Annotated in this window: 17 protein-coding genes and 1 pseudogene; 16 read left to right on the forward strand and 2 right to left on the reverse strand. The window is 40.8% G+C overall.

Features of this window, described 5'->3' with window-relative positions:
- Positions 1 to 75 precede the first annotated feature (75 nt).
- The 4 genes from PQO05_RS13125 (at position 76) to PQO05_RS13140 (ending at position 8792) form a co-directional block, all read left to right on the forward strand.
- Positions 76 to 3354, forward strand: a complete 3279-nt coding sequence (locus PQO05_RS13125) for a TonB-dependent receptor (RefSeq protein WP_273633373.1) — start codon at positions 76 to 78, stop codon at positions 3352 to 3354.
- A 26-nt stretch (positions 3355 to 3380) separates the two neighbouring features.
- The gene (locus tag PQO05_RS13130; protein ID WP_273633374.1) at positions 3381 to 4844 is read left to right on the forward strand and encodes a RagB/SusD family nutrient uptake outer membrane protein; all 1464 of its coding nucleotides are present in this window, start codon (positions 3381 to 3383) and stop codon (positions 4842 to 4844) included.
- A gap of 335 nt (positions 4845 to 5179) precedes the next feature.
- A complete protein-coding gene (locus PQO05_RS13135) occupies positions 5180 to 6220 on the forward strand; it encodes an SGNH/GDSL hydrolase family protein (RefSeq protein WP_273633375.1) in 1041 nt (346 codons plus the stop codon).
- 253 nt (positions 6221 to 6473) lie between these two features.
- Positions 6474 to 8792 carry a glycoside hydrolase family 95 protein gene (locus tag PQO05_RS13140; protein ID WP_273633376.1) on the forward strand — a complete coding sequence of 773 codons (2319 nt, stop codon included), beginning with the start codon at positions 6474 to 6476 and terminating at the stop codon, positions 8790 to 8792.
- Between the two features lie 78 nt (positions 8793 to 8870).
- Here the strand turns inward: PQO05_RS13140 and PQO05_RS13145 are convergent, their stop codons facing one another.
- Entirely contained in the window at positions 8871 to 9080 is a 210-nt protein-coding gene (locus PQO05_RS13145; protein ID WP_273633377.1) for a hypothetical protein, read from the reverse strand.
- Between the two features lie 413 nt (positions 9081 to 9493).
- Between PQO05_RS13145 and PQO05_RS13150 the strand changes: the two genes are divergently transcribed.
- The 12 genes and pseudogenes from PQO05_RS13150 to PQO05_RS13205 all read left to right on the forward strand — a co-directional run bounded on the left by PQO05_RS13150 (position 9494) and on the right by PQO05_RS13205 (position 18999).
- A complete protein-coding gene (locus PQO05_RS13150) occupies positions 9494 to 10555 on the forward strand; it encodes a fatty acid desaturase (RefSeq protein ID WP_273633378.1) in 1062 nt (353 codons plus the stop codon).
- 34 nt (positions 10556 to 10589) lie between these two features.
- On the forward strand, positions 10590 to 11111 hold the full coding sequence (locus PQO05_RS13155; protein ID WP_273633379.1) for a DUF892 family protein: 522 nt from the start codon (positions 10590 to 10592) through the stop codon (positions 11109 to 11111).
- A gap of 26 nt (positions 11112 to 11137) precedes the next feature.
- Complete coding sequence (locus PQO05_RS13160; RefSeq protein ID WP_273633380.1) at positions 11138 to 11533, forward strand: single-stranded DNA-binding protein; 396 nt, start codon at positions 11138 to 11140, stop codon at positions 11531 to 11533.
- A gap of 33 nt (positions 11534 to 11566) precedes the next feature.
- Positions 11567 to 12595: a chemotaxis protein CheB gene (locus PQO05_RS13165; protein ID WP_273633381.1), complete on the forward strand. Its 1029-nt coding sequence runs from the start codon at positions 11567 to 11569 to the stop codon at positions 12593 to 12595.
- A gap of 235 nt (positions 12596 to 12830) precedes the next feature.
- Positions 12831 to 13238: pseudogene (locus PQO05_RS13170) on the forward strand (chemotaxis protein CheB); the annotation flags it as partial.
- A gap of 156 nt (positions 13239 to 13394) precedes the next feature.
- Positions 13395 to 13820, forward strand: coding sequence for a CheR family methyltransferase (locus PQO05_RS13175; protein WP_273633530.1), 426 nt, complete (start codon positions 13395 to 13397; stop codon positions 13818 to 13820).
- A 44-nt stretch (positions 13821 to 13864) separates the two neighbouring features.
- The gene (locus PQO05_RS13180; protein ID WP_273633382.1) at positions 13865 to 15637 is read left to right on the forward strand and encodes a PAS domain-containing protein; all 1773 of its coding nucleotides are present in this window, start codon (positions 13865 to 13867) and stop codon (positions 15635 to 15637) included.
- Entirely contained in the window at positions 15615 to 17207 is a 1593-nt protein-coding gene (locus PQO05_RS13185; protein WP_273633383.1) for a PAS domain-containing sensor histidine kinase, read from the forward strand. The genes PQO05_RS13180 and PQO05_RS13185 overlap by 23 nt, the downstream gene beginning before the upstream one ends.
- A gap of 5 nt (positions 17208 to 17212) precedes the next feature.
- Complete coding sequence (locus PQO05_RS13190) at positions 17213 to 17872, forward strand: response regulator transcription factor (RefSeq protein ID WP_273633384.1); 660 nt, start codon at positions 17213 to 17215, stop codon at positions 17870 to 17872.
- 97 nt (positions 17873 to 17969) lie between these two features.
- Positions 17970 to 18245 (forward strand): hypothetical protein, encoded by a 276-nt coding sequence (locus PQO05_RS13195; protein ID WP_273633385.1) that lies wholly within the window; start codon positions 17970 to 17972, stop codon positions 18243 to 18245.
- On the forward strand, positions 18245 to 18700 hold the full coding sequence (locus PQO05_RS13200) for a response regulator (RefSeq protein ID WP_273633386.1): 456 nt from the start codon (positions 18245 to 18247) through the stop codon (positions 18698 to 18700). The genes PQO05_RS13195 and PQO05_RS13200 overlap by 1 nt, the downstream gene beginning before the upstream one ends.
- Before the next feature lie 17 nt (positions 18701 to 18717).
- The gene (locus PQO05_RS13205; RefSeq protein ID WP_273633387.1) at positions 18718 to 18999 is read left to right on the forward strand and encodes a helix-turn-helix domain-containing protein; all 282 of its coding nucleotides are present in this window, start codon (positions 18718 to 18720) and stop codon (positions 18997 to 18999) included.
- A 110-nt stretch (positions 19000 to 19109) separates the two neighbouring features.
- Here PQO05_RS13205 and PQO05_RS13210 read toward each other — a convergent pair whose 3' ends face one another.
- Entirely contained in the window at positions 19110 to 19529 is a 420-nt protein-coding gene (locus PQO05_RS13210; protein ID WP_273633388.1) for a DUF1810 domain-containing protein, read from the reverse strand.
- Positions 19530 to 19569 lie beyond the last annotated feature (40 nt).

Below are 19569 nucleotides of genomic sequence, written 5' to 3' on the forward strand. Positions count from 1 at the left end.
AATCAAATGTATAAAAATATTCATGCATTTATATGCATACGGCATAGCCGTGTCCTGTTCAAATCGCTATTGATCATGAAACTAATATTTATCCTGCTGACTGCTTGTTTCCTTCAGGTTAGCGCTGCGTCTTACGCTCAAAAGATCAACCTGACTGTCAGGGATGCTTCTTTGAGGGACGTTTTTAAGAAACTTCGCAAACAAAGTGGGTACAATTTTTTATATGACAGTGATATGCTGAACATGGCTAAAACTGTAAGCTTTTCGTTTCAGCAGGCCTCGTTAGATGACGTATTGAAGGCTTGCTTTGATCGTCAGCCGCTAACCTATACGCTTAATATGAATACCGTAATTGTTCAGCCCCGCGCACAGGATGCCATACAGAAAGCAACACTGATTACCATTTTTGGTGTAGTAACCGATGATAAAGGTAAATCACTTCCGGGCGTAACGATAAAGATTAAGGGAACTAACAACGGTGTGGTAACCGGCGCTGATGGTAAATATTCGATCAAAGCAGAGGATGATGCAATATTGGTGTTTTCATTTATTGGTTTTGCATCCCAGGAAGTGTCTGTCGGTGGAAAATCGCAGATAGATATGAGCCTGCACGAGCAGCCATCATCATTAAATGAAGTAGTGGTGGTTGGTTATGGTACCCAGCGTAAAGGCGATATAAACGGAGCCATTTCATCGGTAAGCGCAAATACCTTGAAAGACGAACCAGGTTCAAATATTGGTATAGCATTGGAAGGAAAAACACCGGGCGTACAAATTATCCAAAACTCAGGCGCACCAGGTTCAACACCGCAGGTTCGTATACGCGGGCTTACATCAATCAATAATTCAGACCCGCTTTACGTGGTAGATGGTATCCCCTTGGCTTCTAATGATATTAACATTGTCGACCCTGAAAATATAGAGTCGATCGATATTTTGAAAGATGCTTCTGCACAGGCCATATACGGTTCAAGAGGTGCAAATGGTGTTATTTTAATTAAAACCAAACGCGGTAATAAAGATCAGCCTTTAATTACTTTAAGCACTTATCAGGGTATTTCTAATGTTAGAAAAACACTGGATATGCTCGATGCACAGGATTATGTAAAATTAAATACAGAGGCATATAATAATGCCGGGCAAAGTAATCCGTTTGGCGATCCATCACAATACACGCAAACTACAGACTGGCAGAAAGAACTTTTCAGGACTGGTTATGCGCACAATTACAGTGTAGCAGTAAGTGGCGGCAGCGATAAAATGACCTACCGTGTGGCCGGAGGTAATCTGGATCAAACCGGTATTATGCAGGGCTCGTACTATAAACGCCTGAATGTATCTAATAATCTTACTTTTAACCTTAAACCTAACCTGGAGTTTGGTGAAAGTTTTGCCATCAATAAAACCACCAATTCTAATGTGGAAAATAATGGCAACCTGGTTAATGCCTCTTTTGCAGAGGATCCAACTATCCCTGTAAAACTACCCAATGGTAACTATTCAGCTACAAAGTTTTCTGATATCATTAACCCGCTGGCTACGATCAATTATTTGGTTGATAACCATCCCTATAATGTTTGGGGGCTATTAGCTAATACTTATTTGCAGTACAAGCCTATCAAGGGATTAACTTTAAAAACATCATACAGCACAGACCTTAAGTTTTCGGATGATAAACAGTTTACACCTACTTATGATGTAGCGCCAAATTTCAGAAACACTAACCCAAGTGTTTATGAGCAAAAGGATAACGCAACAAACTGGACCTGGGATAACACCGCTACTTACGATTTCAATATTCATAAAGATCACCACTTTACCGTATTGGCTGGCGTTTCTATGGAGCGTTTTACCTATAATTATATTCACGGTTACGACCAGGGCCAACCAGGTAATGATCCTTACCTGCAATACCTGGATGCCGGGATCAGTAACCAACAGGTAGGCGGTAGCCAGCAGCAATGGGATTTACTCTCATACATTGGCAGGTTAAATTACAATTATAAAGGCACTTATTATTTAACTGCAACCATCCGCCGCGATGGCTCATCGAAATTTGGAACAAACGACCGTTATGGTAATTTCCCTTCAGTAGCTGCAGGCTGGAATGTGACGAATGAATCATTTTTCCCTAAAAACAATGCACTTACTTACTTGAAATTTCGCGGAAGCTGGGGCATTGTAGGTAACCAGGCACCGGTTGGTTACTATGATTATTCGGCAGTTATTTATAATAATTATTATGCATTAGGTAACCCTGCAACTGCAGTACCAACATCTGAACCTGGAGGCTTGCCAAATCCTAACTTAAAATGGGAGCAAGATAAACAATGGAACGCAGGATTTGACTACCAATTATTTAATGGTCGTTTAAGCGGATCTTTCGATTATTATAAGAAGACTACTAAGGATATGCTGCTAAGCCTCAACATCCTTTCAGAGTCTGGGTTTACCCAGAGCCCGCGTGAAAATGCAGGCTCCATGCAGAACAGTGGTGTTGAATTTTCGGCCGACTATAATCAACAAATCAACAGAGATTTAAAGTTGAATGCAGGTGTCCATTTTGCGACCATCAAAAATAAGGTTCTAGACTTATTGCAAGATGGTGAAAAGATCTACAGCGGTGGTTTTAAACCCGGTAATTTCGAACTTACAGAAGTAGGCCATTCTGCAGCTTCTTTCTATGGATATGTTGCTGATGGTATTTTTCAAACGGCACAGGATGTTGCTAATCACGCCAAACAACAAACAGGTACCGGGCCTGGCGATATTAGGTTTAAAGATCTGAATGGAGACGGCGTAATTAACCAGGACGATCAAACCTTTTTGGGGTCACCTATACCAAAACTTACCTATGGCTTTAACGTAGGTGCCGACTTTAAAAACTTCGACCTTAACGTTTATTTTTCGGGTGTTTACGGTAACAAAATTGCAGCTGCTTATGAGTACTATACCTACGGTTTCTTTGTATCAAACTATAACATGCAAACAGATGCGCTTAACCGCTGGACTGGGCCGGGTACCAGTAATTTTCAGCCGCGTCTGATCGCAAGTGATCCGAACAATAACTCAAGATTATCAAGCTTTTATTTGCAAAGCGGTTCTTACCTGCGCTTGCAAAATGTTACGCTGGGCTATACATTTCCGCACACGTTGTTGAGTAAAATTGGTATCAAATCAATTCGTATCTATTGTTCGGCGCAAAATCTGCTCACTTTCACTAAGTACAAAGGCTATGATCCGGAAATTGGTACGGGAGTTAATGGTAACGGAGGTACGCTTGATCTGGGTGTTGACCAGGGCATCTATCCGCAAAGCCGGACAGTTACAGCAGGCGCTAATGTATCTTTTTAATCGGTGTTTAATTCTAAAATACGACAATGAAAAATTCGAAAATATTATTTGCGGTTATTTTACTTACCAGTTTTACCGGGTGTAAAAAGTTTCTGGATGAAACACCTACGTCGCATTTATCTACCTCAAGCTATTACCAAACCAGCGACGATGCTGTAAGGGCAGTTACTGACGTTTACCGGTTAATGAAAGACCAGGCATACGGAGGCTATTCGCCTTCATCATTCGGCGATATTATGGCTGATGACGCCAACAAAGGTGGTGGCGGTGCATCTGATCAGAGTTTGATCCAGGATCTGAAAACATTTGTAGCCAAAGCCGATAATGGCTATGTGTATAATGCATGGCGTGATAACTTTAAGGGTATTTATCTGGCTAATTTGGTACTTCAAAAAGTGCCCGCCATTAACATGGATGCTAAACTAAAGACACAGGTTCTTGGCGAAGCGCAATGGTTAAGAGGTTACTTTTACCTGCAATTGGTGCGCTTGTTTGGTAATGTGCCGCTCATAAAATCACCAATTGACAATGGTGATTATAATGTTCCGCAATCACCAGAGGCCGATGTGTTAGCTTCTATTGAAGCCGATGCTAATGCAGCTATAAACAGCCTTCCCGATAAAAATAGTCAGGCCACTTCAGATCTTGGGCGTGCAACGAAAGGCGCTGCACAAGCTTTATTACTGGAAGTTTATATGTGGGAAAAGAAATGGGCGCAGGCGCAGCAAATTGGTGATGCGATTATTAACTCGGGCGAATACAGTTTAACAACTGATGTAACCAAGAACTGGACTTTGGCAGGAGAATTTGGGCCGGAATCAATTTTTGAAGTAAACTGTGAAGATATTCCAGGTAAAGGGACCGGAAACCTGCTCAATTTATTTGATGCGCCACGCAATACATGGGGATATGGTTTCGTAGTCCCATCTCAAAGCTTGGTGAATGAATTTGAAAAAGGAGATCCACGTTTTAAGGCTACCGTAATAACAAACAATGAATCACTACCAGATGGTACAGTAGCCAATACAACAGTTAGCGAAACCGGATACTGGAATATGAAATACTGGCTTAAAGTAAGTGAAATACCTACCAATAATGGTGGTGGTACGGGCGATGGGCCAACCAATGATCGTGTTTACCAGCTTGCCCAAGTGATGCTTTGGACGGCAGAAGCCGCTTTCCATAACGGGGATATTACACATGCAACTGTTTTGGTTAATCAGATCAGAGATCGTGCGCGTAAAAGCGGTGGAAACACCGACCAAACCATTTTGCCTGATTACGGTACTGTTACTTTGGATAATATCTATCATGAAATGCGTGTAGAAACTGCGCTTGGTGAACACCGTAGATGGTATGAGTTAATCAGAACCGGCAGGGCTGCAGCTTTATTACCAAACTTTAAAGCAGGAATTAATGAACATATTCCCATTCCGCTAACTGAAGTTCAACTAAGTGGAGGAGTGCTTAAACAGAACCCCGGTTATTGATTGGGAATAATCCTTTACTAATATCTTAGCCCTGATGCTATACAATTAAACGATAAATAAGCTCAGCGAAGCCCGGCTCATCGGGCTTCGCCTGATTAAATTAATTGGTTATTTATGCCCGGTAAATTGGTTCTGTTATCTCTGTTTTTATTAATTATGCTTTTTATTACTGGCATGCCAGCTTTTGCGCAATCGAGGCATGTTGATGAAAACTCGGGACTAATCTATATAGGTGCTAAACCGATAGACAATCAACTGACATATAGCAACTACTATAAAGTAAGGGGTGTTTAGGGCGTTTTTATAGTAAAATAACAGCTAATAAACAGGCAACTGTGGCATTTTTAGGAGGTTCAATTACATTTAACCCTGGGTGGCGGCAAAAAGTTTGTGCTTATCTGCGTGCGCAATTTCCTGAAACAAAATTTAAATTCATAATAGCCGGAATACCATCATTAGGTAGCCTGCCACACGCTTTTCGTTTGCAACGTGATGTGCTTGATTCTGGGAAGGTAGATCTACTGTTTATCGAGGCTGCTGTTAATGACAGGGTTAATAAAACAGATAGCCTTACACAAATAAGGGATTTAGAGGGCATTGTACGCCATGCAAAAGGAAGTAATCCGGCCATGGATATTGTATTGATGGAATTTGCCGACCCGAACAAAACACACGATTATAATATTGGAATAATACCGGCTGAAATCGCCAATCACGAATTAATTGCCGAGCATTATCAGCTGCCATCCATCAACCTGGCGAAAGAAATATATGATAAACTATTAGCCCATGAATTTAACTGGCAGGATGATTTTAAAGATCTCCATCCCGCGCCATTTGGACAGGAATTATATTTTGTATCTATCAGATCTCTTTTAGAAGACTGCTTTAAAGAAAAGGCTCAAGGAAGCAATAAAATTTATAGTCTTCCACATCAGCTTAACACATACAGCTTTACTAATGGTAGCTACTACGATATTAAAAATGCTGAACATGTTGCCGGTTGGCGAATAGACAAGCACTGGAAACCTGTAGACAACGTAGGTACACGAGACGGTTTTGTTGATATACCTGTTTTGAGTGCTGAAGAGCCAGGTGCGAGCTTAATATTGCCGTTTAGCGGAAATGCAATAGGTATCGCTGTACTTTCTGGTCCAGATGCCGGGACAATCATTTATAGCATAGATGGTGCTGAAACGAAACATACGGACTTATATACCGAATGGAGCAACTGGCTGCACTTACCATGGTATGTGCTATTAGGTAACGGGTTAAAACCCGGAGATCATAGACTTAAAATAACAATAGATAATTCTAAAAACAAAGACAGTAAAGGGAATGCCTGCCGGATTGTATATTTCTTTAAGAATAACTAAATATTAGTTGTGACATTTTTATTGAATTGATTTATCTATAATGATTAATAGTTGATTGTAAGTTATCATAGTGTTCTATTTGACTGATACTGATATAAGATAATCCATCCAATTTGGAGATTAATCCATTTTTATACTTCTATTGTGCAGGTAATTTTATTTACCATTTATAACCATTTTTAATACCTGCTTTACAGATCCAGTAATGATCATTAATTATAAAATTATGCATGGACTAAATTTAAAAAGATGCATGCAACTAACAATTATTTGCCTCTTAAATGGACATTTCATTAATGCACAAACACGGCAATTAAAGCTATGGTATAATAAGCCTGCACTTCGCTGGGAAGAAACTGTTCCGTTAGGCAACGGCCGCTTGGGTTTGATGCCGGATGGGGGAGTAGTTCAGGAAAATATTGTACTGAATGATATTACGCTTTGGTCTGGCGCACCGCAGGATGCCAATAATTATGAAGCTTATAAAAGCTTACCAGAGATACGCAAGCTAATTGCAGATGGAAAAAATAACGAAGCACAGGCACTGGTTGATCAGAAATTTATTTGTAAAGGTGTAGGCTCGGGCGGAGTACCCTTTGGCTGTTATCAGGTATTAGGAAATCTTGCACTTAACTTTAAATATAACGGACAGTCTGCCCAGCCAAAGTTTACAGCTTACCATCGCGAATTGTCTTTAAACGATGCTATTGCCAGATGTTCCTTTAAAGTGGGCAACATAATCTATAAACGAGAATATTTGACCAGTTTTGGCGATGATGTTAGTATAGTGAAGCTATCGGCCGATCAATTACATCAGCTGAATTTCACCATTGATCTTTCCAGGGCTGAAAGATCTAAGACCACAGCTTCTGACCATATCATCGAAATGGATGGACAGCTGCCGGGCGGTACAAAAACGGGAGGGATGAAATATCTGGCAAAAGTTAAGGCCAGTGTAAAAGATGGGAGAGTAACTGTCAATGGCAATAAGCTTGTTATAGAAGGTGCTTCCGAAGCAATTATTTATATTTCTACGGCCACCAATTTTAATAATCCAGGTTATAGGCAAAAAGTTGATCAGTTGCTCCATGCAGCATTGGCAAAATCTTATGCTGTCGAGTTGAGCCAGCACGAAACTGGTTTTCATAAATTGTTTAACCGGGTTAGCGTAGTTATTAATAACAACAAGGCCGAAAATGTGCCAACTGATGAGCGCCTGATCAATTTTCGAACTAATCCTGATGCTGATACCGGCTTACCTGTTTTGTTTTACCAGTTAGGTCGTTATTTAACCATTTGCAGTACAAGGGTTGGCTTATTGCCGCCCAATCTTCAGGGTTTATGGGCTAACCAGATACAAACTCCCTGGAATGGTGATTACCATCTGGATGTAAATGTACAAATGAACCACTGGCCGGTAGAGGTATCGAACCTTTCGGAACTTGATCTGCCTTTGGCCGAATTGGTAAAAGGTATGCTGAAAAATGGCGAGCGTACGGCTAAAGCTTATTATAATGCCGATGGTTGGGTAGCACACGTGATTACCAATATTTGGGGGTTTACAGAGCCCGGTGAAAGCGCATCATGGGGCGTAACCAAATCGGGTTCGGGCTGGTTGTGCAATAATTTATGGGAGCATTATGCCTTCTCTCAAGATAAAAACTATTTAAAATCTATTTACCCGATTTTAAAAGGTTCAGCCAGGTTTTACAGCAGTATGTTGATACATGATCAGCAAACCGGCTGGCTGGTTACATCTCCCTCATCATCTCCAGAGAATAGTTTCTACTTGCCAGATGGCCAGACAGCAAGCATCTGTCAGGGGCCAACTATCGATAACCAGATCATTCGTGAATTATTTAATAATGTAATTGCCGCTTCCAGAATTCTGGGAGGGGATAAAGGCTTTCGCGATTCGCTCAACACTAAACTTAAACAGTTACCTCCGGCAGGCCGAATCAGCAAAGATGGCCGGATCATGGAGTGGCTGGAAGATTATAAAGAGACGGATATTCATCACAGGCATATATCGCACCTTTATGGTTTATACCCGGCTTCCTTAATTACAACGGAAGCCACGCCTGATTTAGCTGAGGCCTGCAAAAAAACCTTAGATGTTCGCGGTGATGACGGGCCGAGCTGGTCGATCGCCTACAAGCAATTATTCTGGGCCAGGCTGCACGATGGTAACCGCGCTTATAAACTATTTAAAGAAATCATGAAGCCGACCTTTAAAACCGATATTAATTATGGAGCGGGCGGAGGAGTATATGCCAATTTATTATCGGCCGGGCCCCCTTTCCAAATCGATGGTAATTTTGGTGGCGCAGCTGGCATAGCTGAAATGCTATTACAAAGCCATGCTGGGTTCATTGAATTATTACCCGCTTTGCCCGACGCCTGGAAAGCATCGGGCGAGGTAATTGGATTAAAAGCACGTGGCAATTATACGGTGCGTTTTAAATGGCAAAACGGTAAAGTAAGCAGTTATTGTATTACTTCGGCCCAATCTAAAAAGATCAAGGTTAAGATCAATGGCTTTTTAAAAACGATTGTGACAACTAAGGCTTAGATCGATATACCAAACCCTGGAAAAAGACGAAATTAAGGCTAAACAGCATTTATTATCTTTGTGATTCTATGAATTTGCTTAATGGCTATTGTTTAGCTGGTTAAAATCAAGGGATACAAAGTTCATACAATAACGTTTAATGGTTTTATTATCCAACTGGCTACCTAGATCTTTAGCTTTGCCTTTCAGTACAACCGTCAGTAATTGGTTCGGATAAGCTGCACCCAGGTTCACCAGTACCATGCTGCCGATATCTTTACTGCCATAGACTTTGCCCTGCACGCTCACGGTTTTTCCAACAGCGTTTTTCAGGTCGCCGCAATTGTAACAGATATCGATGGTAACAATATGATTTTTGATACTTGGGAAGAAGCAGAGCGAGAAGTTGCGGATTGTCAGGCAGGTATTATTATAAAGTTGTAACGCCTAATATACAGCTAAATCGCGGGCGGCCCCTTGCGGGGCATTAAGAATTGTTTATGTCCGTATTGTGTTTTCACATTTCCTTATTCCTCTTTATTAATGTTATTTGTTTGTAACTAATAACATTTACCATACCCCATTGCATTACTTCATTTAATTATCAAGTAATAATCCTAACCGCAGAGGTGTGTTTACACAACGATGTAAAAATCCCTTCGAGTAATTTTGTTGTAAGCAGGAAAGACTGGATTATTTCCTCCGTCACCAAAAAACTTAGAATGCCTTTTTTAGATAATGTATTACAACGCCCTTCCTATGGATGGAAAGATGAAGATGGGGAACTGGTTAGGCCAACTAACAGCCAAATTTTTAAGGAATTTTTTTCACGGCTAAACATATTGAAGTCCCGCAAAAACTGGCTTCCATTTTTTAGCTGGTTAAAAGTTGCGTGTCTGGCTGTATTTTTTGTGTTTTTTATTATCCATTATTTAAGCTGGTGGACAATACTTGCCGCTTTTATTTACGGAATGGTTATCATGGGTACGCATGGTACCATCTGGCACCATCGTTATTGTACACATGGGGCTTATAAGTTTAAAAATATTTTTTGGCGCTTCATCACCCAAAACCTAACCATTAATGTTATTCCGGAGGAAATTTATGTGATCTCCCATCACGTACACCATTCAAAATCCGACCAACCCGGCGATCCTTACAATGCGCAAGCTGGCTTTCTTTATTGTTTTTTGGCGGATGTTAATCATCAACCTATAGCCAAAAACTTAAGCGAAGGGGACTACAATAGAGTTAAACTATTGATGAAACATACCGGTGTTACTGCCAATACTTATGTCCAATACCAAAAATGGGGTTCTTATGTTAACCCATACCGCGCTATTTTATCGTGGATATTAAACTGGTGTTTCTGGTATGGCGCGTTTTACTTACTTGGAGGAAACCCTTTAGCCTGTAGTTTATTCGGCGCCGCCGGATTTTGGGCCGTAGGTGTGCGAACGTTCAATTATGACGGGCATGCCAAAGGAAAGGACAAACAACGTGAGGGAATAGATTATAATCAAAATGATAAATCCATCAATCAGCTTTGGCCGGGCATAGTTGCCGGTGAATGGCATAATAACCATCATTTGTATCCTAAGAGTGCCCGTAGCGGCTTCAAACCGTACCAGATAGATCTTGCCTGGTACTACATTAAGTTAATGAATCATCTGGGCGCGGTTAGCACTTACAGGGATAATAAGAAACAGTTTTATGAGCGATATTATCTTCCTCATAAAATGGTACCACGAATTGATACCAACACAGCATCATTGGTTAAATAAAAAAGAATTTTCACGCCTCTTAAAAAATCTATTTATGAATGATCCTAATCAAAATACGCAATCATCCGGCTTAACCCTTGAGCCGCAACAATTAAGAGACTTTTTTATAAGTCACCTTAACAGGATATACTGTGCCAAAGCACACTTGGTTGAAAGATTACCGGAACTCGCAGATCAAGCACAATTTCGTGATCTGAGGTATGCCATTATCGAAACAATGGAAGATATTGACAGGCAAATTGCCCGAATGGATGAAGTATTTGTGCTATTGGATGAGAAGCCTTCTATTGAAAAACATGATGAATTAATCGATTTTTTGGAAAATGGATTCGCAGCAAACTACCAGCAAGTTGATGACTTGGTTTTGCGGGATTTATCTATACTTTTCTACCTGTCGCTGGTTGAAAGCATAGAGGTTGCATCCTTTCACATTCTATTAATGGCAGCTGATAAAATGCATAGCAAACAAATTAAACAATTACTCCAGGAAAATTTTGATGAATCTAAAGCCGACCGCTCCTTATTCACCCAAATTACAGCGAAATATATTAATTAAATAGTCCATAATTAACCATTGTTGTTATGAATACCTCCTGCATTAATAAAGTTATGTTAGTTGGCCACCTGGGTAAAGACCCCGAACTGCGATACATCGAGTGTAATGTAGCCGTTGTAAGCTTTCCATTAGCGACCACGGAGTATTGGGCGAAAAATGGCGTAAAAACCGAGCATATAGAATGGCACAATATTGTAATGTGGCGTGGTACAGCAGAAAGCGCAGCAGAGGTTCTTAAAAAGGGGGAACTTGTTTATTTAGAAGGAAAGATAAAGACCCACCATTTTGAAGAAAAGACCGGGATAAAAAAATATATCACAGAAGTAGTGGCCGACAAATTTATACTGTTAGGTAAAAGCAGCAATGTTGAAAGAGTTATGCCTGTTAAAGCAGATTATGAAATCAATTATAAACATGGTTAAGAGCGGGCCTGAGTTATAAATATAAAATGAGAAATGAACGTTAAGTCAGGAGCTTTTAAGCCTGCAACCGGTAAAGTAGTTGTTGTCGGAACTTCTGCAGGTGGTATGAGCGCATCCATTAAGTTATTGCAACAATTATCGGCCGATTTTCCTGCACCTATACTTTTAGTGCAACATATATCTGGAGATGCCTCCGGAGATGCACTGTTACATGAGTTGAATAAAAGCAGTAAGCTTAAATGTGTGCATGCGGTACATGATGAGTTGTTACAAAGCGGGCACATTTACCTCGCGCCGTCTGATCACCATTTAATGGTGGTAAAGAATGGGCGGGTACAGGTTACTAAAGGCGCGCAGGAAAATCGGTCTCGCCCTGCCATCGATCCTTTATTTCGTTCTGCGGCGGTAGCATTTTGTAACCGTGTTATCGGTATTATACTAACCGGATATTTGGATGATGGGACGGCAGGAATGATTGCCATCCGGCGTTGTGGCGGCACCTGCATTATTCAGGACCCTGATGATGCGGAATACCCGGATATGCCTCAAAATGCCTTAAACCAGGTGGATGCGGATTATTGCCTGCCCATCGCAGCAATGGGCGGTGTATTAGTCAAGTTAATGGCGAACCCTAATAAAAAGCAAATCAAAATTCCGACAGATATCCAACGGGAGGCCAAAATTGCCGAGCGCGTATTAAGTGACCTCGCTTCGGTAAATGCGCTGGGCGAACAGGTGCCGTTTAACTGCCCCGGATGTGGAGGTGTTTTATGGAAAATTAAAGAGGGGTCATTTTTGCGGTACAGGTGCCATACCGGGCATGCCTACACGGCAGCTGCTTTACTGGCCGAGCAGACTAATAAAATAGAAGAAACCATGTGGGTGGCCCTGCGCATGTTCGAAGAAAGGCGAAACTTGCTGACCACACTGGCCAAAGAGCAAACGGGTTCAGCTTCACGTTCTGCTGCAGAACGCGCAGCCTTATCTCAGGTGCATATAGACCGCATCAGGGCAATTTTATTAGCAGACGATAAGGCCACTATCAGCGATATGCCACGATAAACTATCGGGTGTTAGCTTAGTATGGCTTAATTATAATTGAATATAATTACCTTTAACCTTTAACCAAATCATCTAACCCCCAATGATCAAGTCGAGAAAAGGGACTCCACCTGAAATAGCTGCAAAAAAGAAACCAGGAGGAGCTGGACGAAAGGCCAAACCTAAATCATTTCCGATAATAGCAATTGGTGGTTCTGCAGGGTCATTCCCGGCTTATGAGAAATTTTTTGCAAACATGCCGACGGATAGCGGGATGGCTATTGTGATCATCATGCATCTTGACCCGCTGCACAAAAGCCAGCTTTCTGAGGTAATGCAGCGTTACACCACAATTCCCGTAGTTGAGGCTACCGATGGGATAATCATTGAGCCAGACCATGTTTATATCATCCCATCCAATAAAGATATGGGGATACATAACCGCAAGCTGTTGTTGCTCAACGCATCAAAACCCGAAGGCGTCCGCCAGCCTATCGATTATTTTTTCCAAAGCCTGGCCAATGACTAGTGGAACCGGTCGGTAGCGGTTATTCTTTCCGGAATGGGGGCCGATGGCGAAACCGGTATTAGGATGATTAAGGAAAATCTTGGATTGACAATTGCTCAAGACCCCGACACGGCAGACTATAATAGCATGCCCTTAGCTGCAATAGGCACAAATTTGGTTGACTATGTGCTGGCGCCCGAAGAAATGCCGCTAAAGATTATTCAGTATCTGAGCCATCCCATCATTGCTGATGAACCAACTGACGAGGATAAAATTTCTGTAAAGAACAGCACAGCTATTCAAAAAATATTGATGTTGTTGCGTACACATACAGGCAATGATTTTGCGCTGTATAAAAAAAGTACCATTACGCGCCGTATCGACCGCCGCATAGCTTATCACCAGTTTACAGACTATGCACAATACGCCAACTATATTAAAGATAACCCCGAGGAAACCGGGAATCTGTTTAATGAATTACTGATCGGCGTAACCAAATTTTTTAGGGATGCGGCTGCTTTTGAATCCTTAAAGCATATTTTAAAAGAGCTGCTCAAACATAAAAAAGCCGACGAGCCATTTAGGGTTTGGGTGGCAGGCTGTTCTACTGGCGAAGAAGCATATTCGGTGGCTGTGCTCCTGGTAGAAGCTGTAAACGAACTTAAACAAAAAATTGGCCCTAAGATACAGGTATACGCTACAGATCTGGATGCCGAAGCACTTAACACGCACGTTTAGGCCTTTATCATGAAAATATTGTCGCCGAGGTTTCGCCCGAACGGTTGGCGCGCTTTTTTTCTAAAGAAGATGACCGGTACCGGGTAAAAAAGGAGTTAAGGGATATTATTGTATTTGCGCAACAAAACTTGATTAAAGACCCGCCTTTTATCAAACTGGACCTGCTTTGTTGCCGTAACATGCTCATTTACTTCACACCCGAATTGCAGAAAAAAATTATTCCGCTTTTCTACTATGCGCTCAATCCAAATGGAGTTATGTTTATGGGGCCAGCAGAAACAATTGGTGGTTTTACCGATATGTTCAGATCTATCGACCCTAAATGGAAATTATTCAGCAGGCTCGAAGGCAATATTATGTTAGGCAACATGATTGATTTCCCATTCCATTCTGCCCAACAACCTTTACACACCTTAAAACCAAATGAAGTGACCCTGCCAAAACAAAAACGATCAGTCACAGATATTTTTAACCGGGTATTAATCGACAAGTTTTTACCACCATCAGTTCTTGTAAACGAAAAAGGGGATATTTTATATAATAATGGCAATACCGGCAAATACCTGGAATTGCCCCGAGGTGAAACCGTAGTTAATAACGTTTTAAAGCTGGCTAAAGAAGAACTAAAGTACGCGTTATCTAATAGCATACAGCAGGCACTTAAGAGTAATGAGATTGTATTTATTGAAAACATATTATTAAAGGTTGATAAACGATCGCACCTGATCAATATTAAAGCTACCGCCATAAAGGAGGTTGATGCACAGCCGTGGGTTATGATCGTATTTGATGATCACGGAGTAGTAAATTCTAACAAAAGTAAGTCTAAGCAGAGTATAACAACTGATGGTAACGTAATTGCTGAAGAACTTAAAAAAGAACTGGTTTATACCAAGCAGCAATTAACCACTACTGTTGAGGAGATGGAACGTTCGTTAGAAAGGCTGAGGTTAAGTAATGAAGAATTACAAAGTACTAACGAAGAGCTGCAAAGTACCAACGAAGAATCGCTGACTACTAAAGAGGAAATGCAGTCGCTTAATGAGGAGCTGATGACTGTAAATACGCAATACCAGGCCAAGGCAGAAGAGCTTACCCGGCTGAATAATGACATGAAAAACCTGTTGGATTCTACCGAGGTTTGCACGTTGTTCCTGGATAATGACTTGAATATTTTACGGTACACCCCGCAAATCCGTCAATTGTTTAATCTCATAGCCAGTGATATAGGGAGGCCGATCAGCCATGTGGTATCTAATTTCGAAAAACCAATTAATGAAGATGACATCAGGCAAGTAATTGATAAGCTGACTATTAAGGTTTCAGACATCCGCACAAAAAATAACGAATGGTACCGCATGCGGATTATGCCATACCGCACTTTGGATAACTATATATCGGGTGCGGTATTAACCATGACCCTGATCACCGATTTTAAACAAATGCAATCGAAATTGCATGTGTTAAAAGATTATTCTTCTTCAATTCTGGATGAAATACCGCAGGCTACGCTACTGCTAAATAATGAATTTACTATTTCGAGCGCTAATACCGCTTCTTTAAAACTGTTTGATTTAGGGGAGCATGAATTGCTTAACCAGAAAGCCGGAGATTTCCTTAAAAAACAATGGAAAACAGAAACGCCTGCACTGTTGTTAAAACAATGCCTGGCTGAACGAAAACAAGTTACGACTACCATAACCATTAAAGGGAAACAGGTAAGAACCTATCTACTTGATGCCCGGCCTTTTTTCGAACAGACCGAAACCACACTTTTAATTGTTTTAAGGATCAATGAAATTCAAAACGGAGAATGAAGAACTAAAAACAATAAACGTGTCGCCCACAGTTATGGAAATGGTTGCGGCATCGCATAACGAACTGCGCCTGCAAAAAGCGCTTGAAGAATTGCATTTGCACCAGGCAGAGCTGGAGATGCAAAACGATGAGCTCCGTATCGTAAATGAAAAGCTCGAACTACAGCAGATTAAATTTTCCGGCATTTATGATTTAGCACCCATAGGCTATTATATCCTTGATAAGGCTGGTTTAATTAATGAAGTCAATAATGCCGGGATAGCTTTGTTCGAAACCGGGAAGAGCAATATTATAAACACTAGGCTGCAAAGTTTTGTGTCGGTAGAATATATGGATGCCTACCATGTTTTTTTTCGCGAAATGCTGAGTAGCGGAAAGAAACAAAGATGCCAGCTTAAAATGAGATCACGTAAAGGACGGGAATTTTATGTGCAGATGGAGGCTATTGCTGTAACCCCGGTGCGCAACTACTTACCATTGCAATGCGATGTTGCCGTGATGGATATTACAGAAAGGGTACAAGCCGAAAAGGTTTTGGCGAAAACAAAAGAGCGCCTGGAACTTGCCCTGGAAGCGTCATCATCCGGTACCTGGGAGTTGGAGCTGGATACCATGAAGTTTTATCTGGATGAATTTAATTACCAGACCTGTGCCATCCCTGGTGGAAAATTCGACGGGCGTTACCAAACATTCATTAATTTAATCCATCCGGATGATCGGGCGGAGGTTGATCACCAATTTCGGATTGCCCTTAATAATCAAAATTCAATAGACCTTGTTTGCCGCTTCGATAATCAAAGTGGGCATACTTGTTTTGCGAGTATACGAGGGTACGTAATAACAGAACCAGGGCATCCTAACAGGTTTGTTGGTATTATGATGGATATTACAGCAAAGAAGAAAATGGAAGAAGAAGCTGTTCATTTAAAACACGATCAGCAAAGAAATATAGCGCTGGCAACCATACATGCAGAAGAAAGTGAACGTGCGCGGATAAGTGACGCCCTGCATGATAGTGTTAGCCAATTATTGTATGGTATAAGGATTAAACTGAACACACTTTTTGATGCAGAAGACCCTGCAGAGGTAATGCGGAATGTTTACGAAATGCTTGATATGGCTGTACTGGAAACACGTAATATTTCTTTTGAACTGGCTCCGGCAATTCTCAATGATTTTGGCTTGAAGGCTACCATTGAAGAAATGGCCAAGCGGCTTTCCACGCCAAAGATGCTAATCAAAACCAAGCTGAATCGGTTGAACGAGCGTTTAACTTTACCGCTGGAGGCAAATATATTCCGCATATTGCAGGAACTGGTTAATAATGCCATGAAGCATTCAGGAGCGAGCCTTATAACCCTGGAAGTAAAAAAAAGTAAATCGATAGAACTTTTCATTTCAGATAACGGCAAAGGGTTCGATGTGGTTAAGCCCGAAGATATTGCGTCGGGCTCAGGGTTAAGCAGTATCAGAAACCGGTTAAGTTTATACAATGGCTTTATGAGTATAGAATCAAAACAGGGGGCTGGTACAGTGGTGAAAATCAAATTGGAGGTTACGCCTGAATAATTGCCATGCTAAAATCCATAATCAATATTATTTTGGCGGATGACCACCTGATTGTTAGAGGAGGCATTAAAGCAATGCTTGAAAAGGAAAAATCTTTTCAAATCACGGGCGAAGCCAATAATGGTTTAGAGGTACTCCAATTGCTTAAAACCGGTATAAAAGCTAATATAGTGCTGGTTGATATGAATATGCCGGTAATGAGCGGCACAGAATTAATTGAAAGGCTTAAAAGTGAGTACCCGGATGTAAAAGTGATCATTTTAAGTGCATTGGATGCCGACAAGTATGTAATCAAGGCTTTCCGTTCTGGTGCGTGCGGCTATTTACTCAAAAATGTCAGCACGGCCGAGCTCATATTTGCCATTACGCAAACTCATGATTACGGGCAATATATCTGTGCAGAACTATCCAGCCGCTTTTTAAAACGGATACTCACCATTCCCGATCCTATTACCAACGAGAATGTACAGAACATCGAATTTTCAGCCACAGATATAGAAATTTTAAGCCTGTTATCTGAAGGGTTTACCAATCAGGAAGTTGCCGATAAATTATTCACCAGTAAGCGCACTGTCGAAAATCACCGCCAACAGCTCATCGATAAAACAGGGTCAAGAAATACTATTGCATTAATTCGTTTTGCCATGCTCAACGGCATTATTTGATCTGTACTCGAAAATGGAGTAATTACCGCATACACAAAAAGGATTTTCAGCATAAAGCGAGAAATCGTGCTAGCTACTTTTGGTAAAACAATAAGCCATGCTGAGAATGCTGACTACCGAACTTCTCGAAAGCCTGATTAACCAGGGTTATCGATTCTGTTTATCAAGAACAACTACCATTTTAGGGGAAGACGCCGATGTATGTATTACTTTACTGCCTGTAAAGCATACGCCGCTGCTTAGAAACTTACCCAAAAAATTCGATACGTTTTTTAAAATCAATGAAGAACCGCGCATAATGGCGACGGGGATTGACGAGACAATCATCCTGGTTGATCTCAGCGAAATTAACTTAATGGTGGAGGTGAGCTGATGAAAAAACGAATACTTATACTCGACGACGACAAAGACATCTTGGATATACTGGAGGAGATACTGGTATACGAGGATTTTGATGTAGCTATTGTAGAAAGCACTGATGATCTATGTAACCTGGTAAGGGCCTATCAACCTTCATTAATCCTGTTAGACTTCTCTTTAAATGGCATGGATGGTGGCGAATGGTGTACGAAATTAAAAATCGACCCGGAATTTGCACATATCCCGGTTATTATTTTTAGTGCTTATTCTAACAAAGGCATATCAAAAGGTACTTATGGTTGTGATGACTTTATTGATAAGCCTTTTGATCTTGAAGATCTATTAGCCCGCATTAATCTCTTGACGGTTGTTAGGTATTCTCTCTGCTTTAAAGAGACCCAACAAGCTCAAATGCCACTTGGGCGGATAGCTAAAACAATTGCTGTAAGACAAGGGAATGAATTTTAAATCACATTTATCAAGCTATGATTAAAAATTATATAACTCCTGAACGAAAGGTAGTGTCAAATATTAGAAATTTAAGAGAAGCTAAATTTTATACACAAGATTACCTGGCCTGCAAATTAAAAATATCTCAGAATGCTTATAGTAAAATTGAGCTTTTCAAGTCTAAACTTACTTTAGAACGTTTGTTTGCCATTGCAAGTATTTTGAATGTTGACGTTGTGGATATACTAACTGAACGGGAAGTTGAATACGATAAAATGGATAATTACGGTAATAATATGGCCAGTCAGCATGGGTAAATTTATAGTCCCTTGATTGTATTTATATCATGAAATGTCTAAATTCAGTCAATGTTGGAAGGATAATTTAAGATAGCTGTCCAGATAATTCGCGCAGTTTAAACGCGCGATTACAGTAACTGCAACGTTGCGCAGTCTCTGTCTCCATCAAAATATTTTTTCAAAACTTTTGAAAACACATGATCAGCACCTGGTACTAAGCCGAATAGAGTCATAGAAGAAAACAGTTTCAAATCGTCTGGCGTACCCATAATCGTAGTGGCATTGTTGCCGGGTAGGTTTACCAGAACATTACTTATCTCTACAATTCGCTGCCCCAATAACGGATGTTCAAGATAAGCCTTAGCTTCTGGCAGATCTTTGATTGCAAAATGTTTAGCCATTTCACTAAACCCAAGACCAGCAACCTGCGGGAAAATATACCACATCCAATGACTACGCTTTTGCCCTGTTTTAATTTCTGTTAAAGCGATGTGGTAGTCTCTTGCCTGTGCGTCCAAAAAGCGTTTTAAATTGTAGTTGTTATTCATTCAGTATCGTTTATTTATATCAGACAATTAATATGGCATA

The sequence above is a fragment of the Mucilaginibacter jinjuensis genome (genome assembly GCF_028596025.1).
GTDB classification, from domain to species: Bacteria; Bacteroidota; Bacteroidia; order Sphingobacteriales; family Sphingobacteriaceae; genus Mucilaginibacter; species Mucilaginibacter jinjuensis.

Excerpts from the sequence above, each read along its gene's own strand:
- PQO05_RS13125 (WP_273633373.1), top strand. The coding sequence starts at position 76 with ATGAAACTAATATTTATCCTGCTGACTGCTTGTTTCCTTCAGGTTAGC.
- PQO05_RS13130 (WP_273633374.1), top strand. The coding sequence starts at position 3,381 with ATGAAAAATTCGAAAATATTATTTGCGGTTATTTTACTTACCAGTTTT.
- PQO05_RS13140 (WP_273633376.1), top strand. The coding sequence starts at position 6,474 with ATGCAACTAACAATTATTTGCCTCTTAAATGGACATTTCATTAATGCA.
- PQO05_RS13150 (WP_273633378.1), top strand. The coding sequence starts at position 9,494 with ATGCCTTTTTTAGATAATGTATTACAACGCCCTTCCTATGGATGGAAA.
- PQO05_RS13155 (WP_273633379.1), top strand. The coding sequence starts at position 10,590 with ATGAATGATCCTAATCAAAATACGCAATCATCCGGCTTAACCCTTGAG.
- PQO05_RS13160 (WP_273633380.1), top strand. The coding sequence starts at position 11,138 with ATGAATACCTCCTGCATTAATAAAGTTATGTTAGTTGGCCACCTGGGT.
- PQO05_RS13165 (WP_273633381.1), top strand. The coding sequence starts at position 11,567 with ATGAACGTTAAGTCAGGAGCTTTTAAGCCTGCAACCGGTAAAGTAGTT.
- PQO05_RS13175 (WP_273633530.1), top strand. The coding sequence starts at position 13,395 with ATGTTGTTGCGTACACATACAGGCAATGATTTTGCGCTGTATAAAAAA.
- PQO05_RS13185 (WP_273633383.1), top strand. The coding sequence starts at position 15,615 with ATGAAATTCAAAACGGAGAATGAAGAACTAAAAACAATAAACGTGTCG.
- PQO05_RS13190 (WP_273633384.1), top strand. The coding sequence starts at position 17,213 with ATGCTAAAATCCATAATCAATATTATTTTGGCGGATGACCACCTGATT.
- PQO05_RS13195 (WP_273633385.1), top strand. The coding sequence starts at position 17,970 with ATGCTGAGAATGCTGACTACCGAACTTCTCGAAAGCCTGATTAACCAG.
- PQO05_RS13200 (WP_273633386.1), top strand. The coding sequence starts at position 18,245 with ATGAAAAAACGAATACTTATACTCGACGACGACAAAGACATCTTGGAT.
- PQO05_RS13205 (WP_273633387.1), top strand. The coding sequence starts at position 18,718 with ATGATTAAAAATTATATAACTCCTGAACGAAAGGTAGTGTCAAATATT.
- PQO05_RS13210 (WP_273633388.1), bottom strand. The coding sequence starts at position 19,529 with ATGAATAACAACTACAATTTAAAACGCTTTTTGGACGCACAGGCAAGA.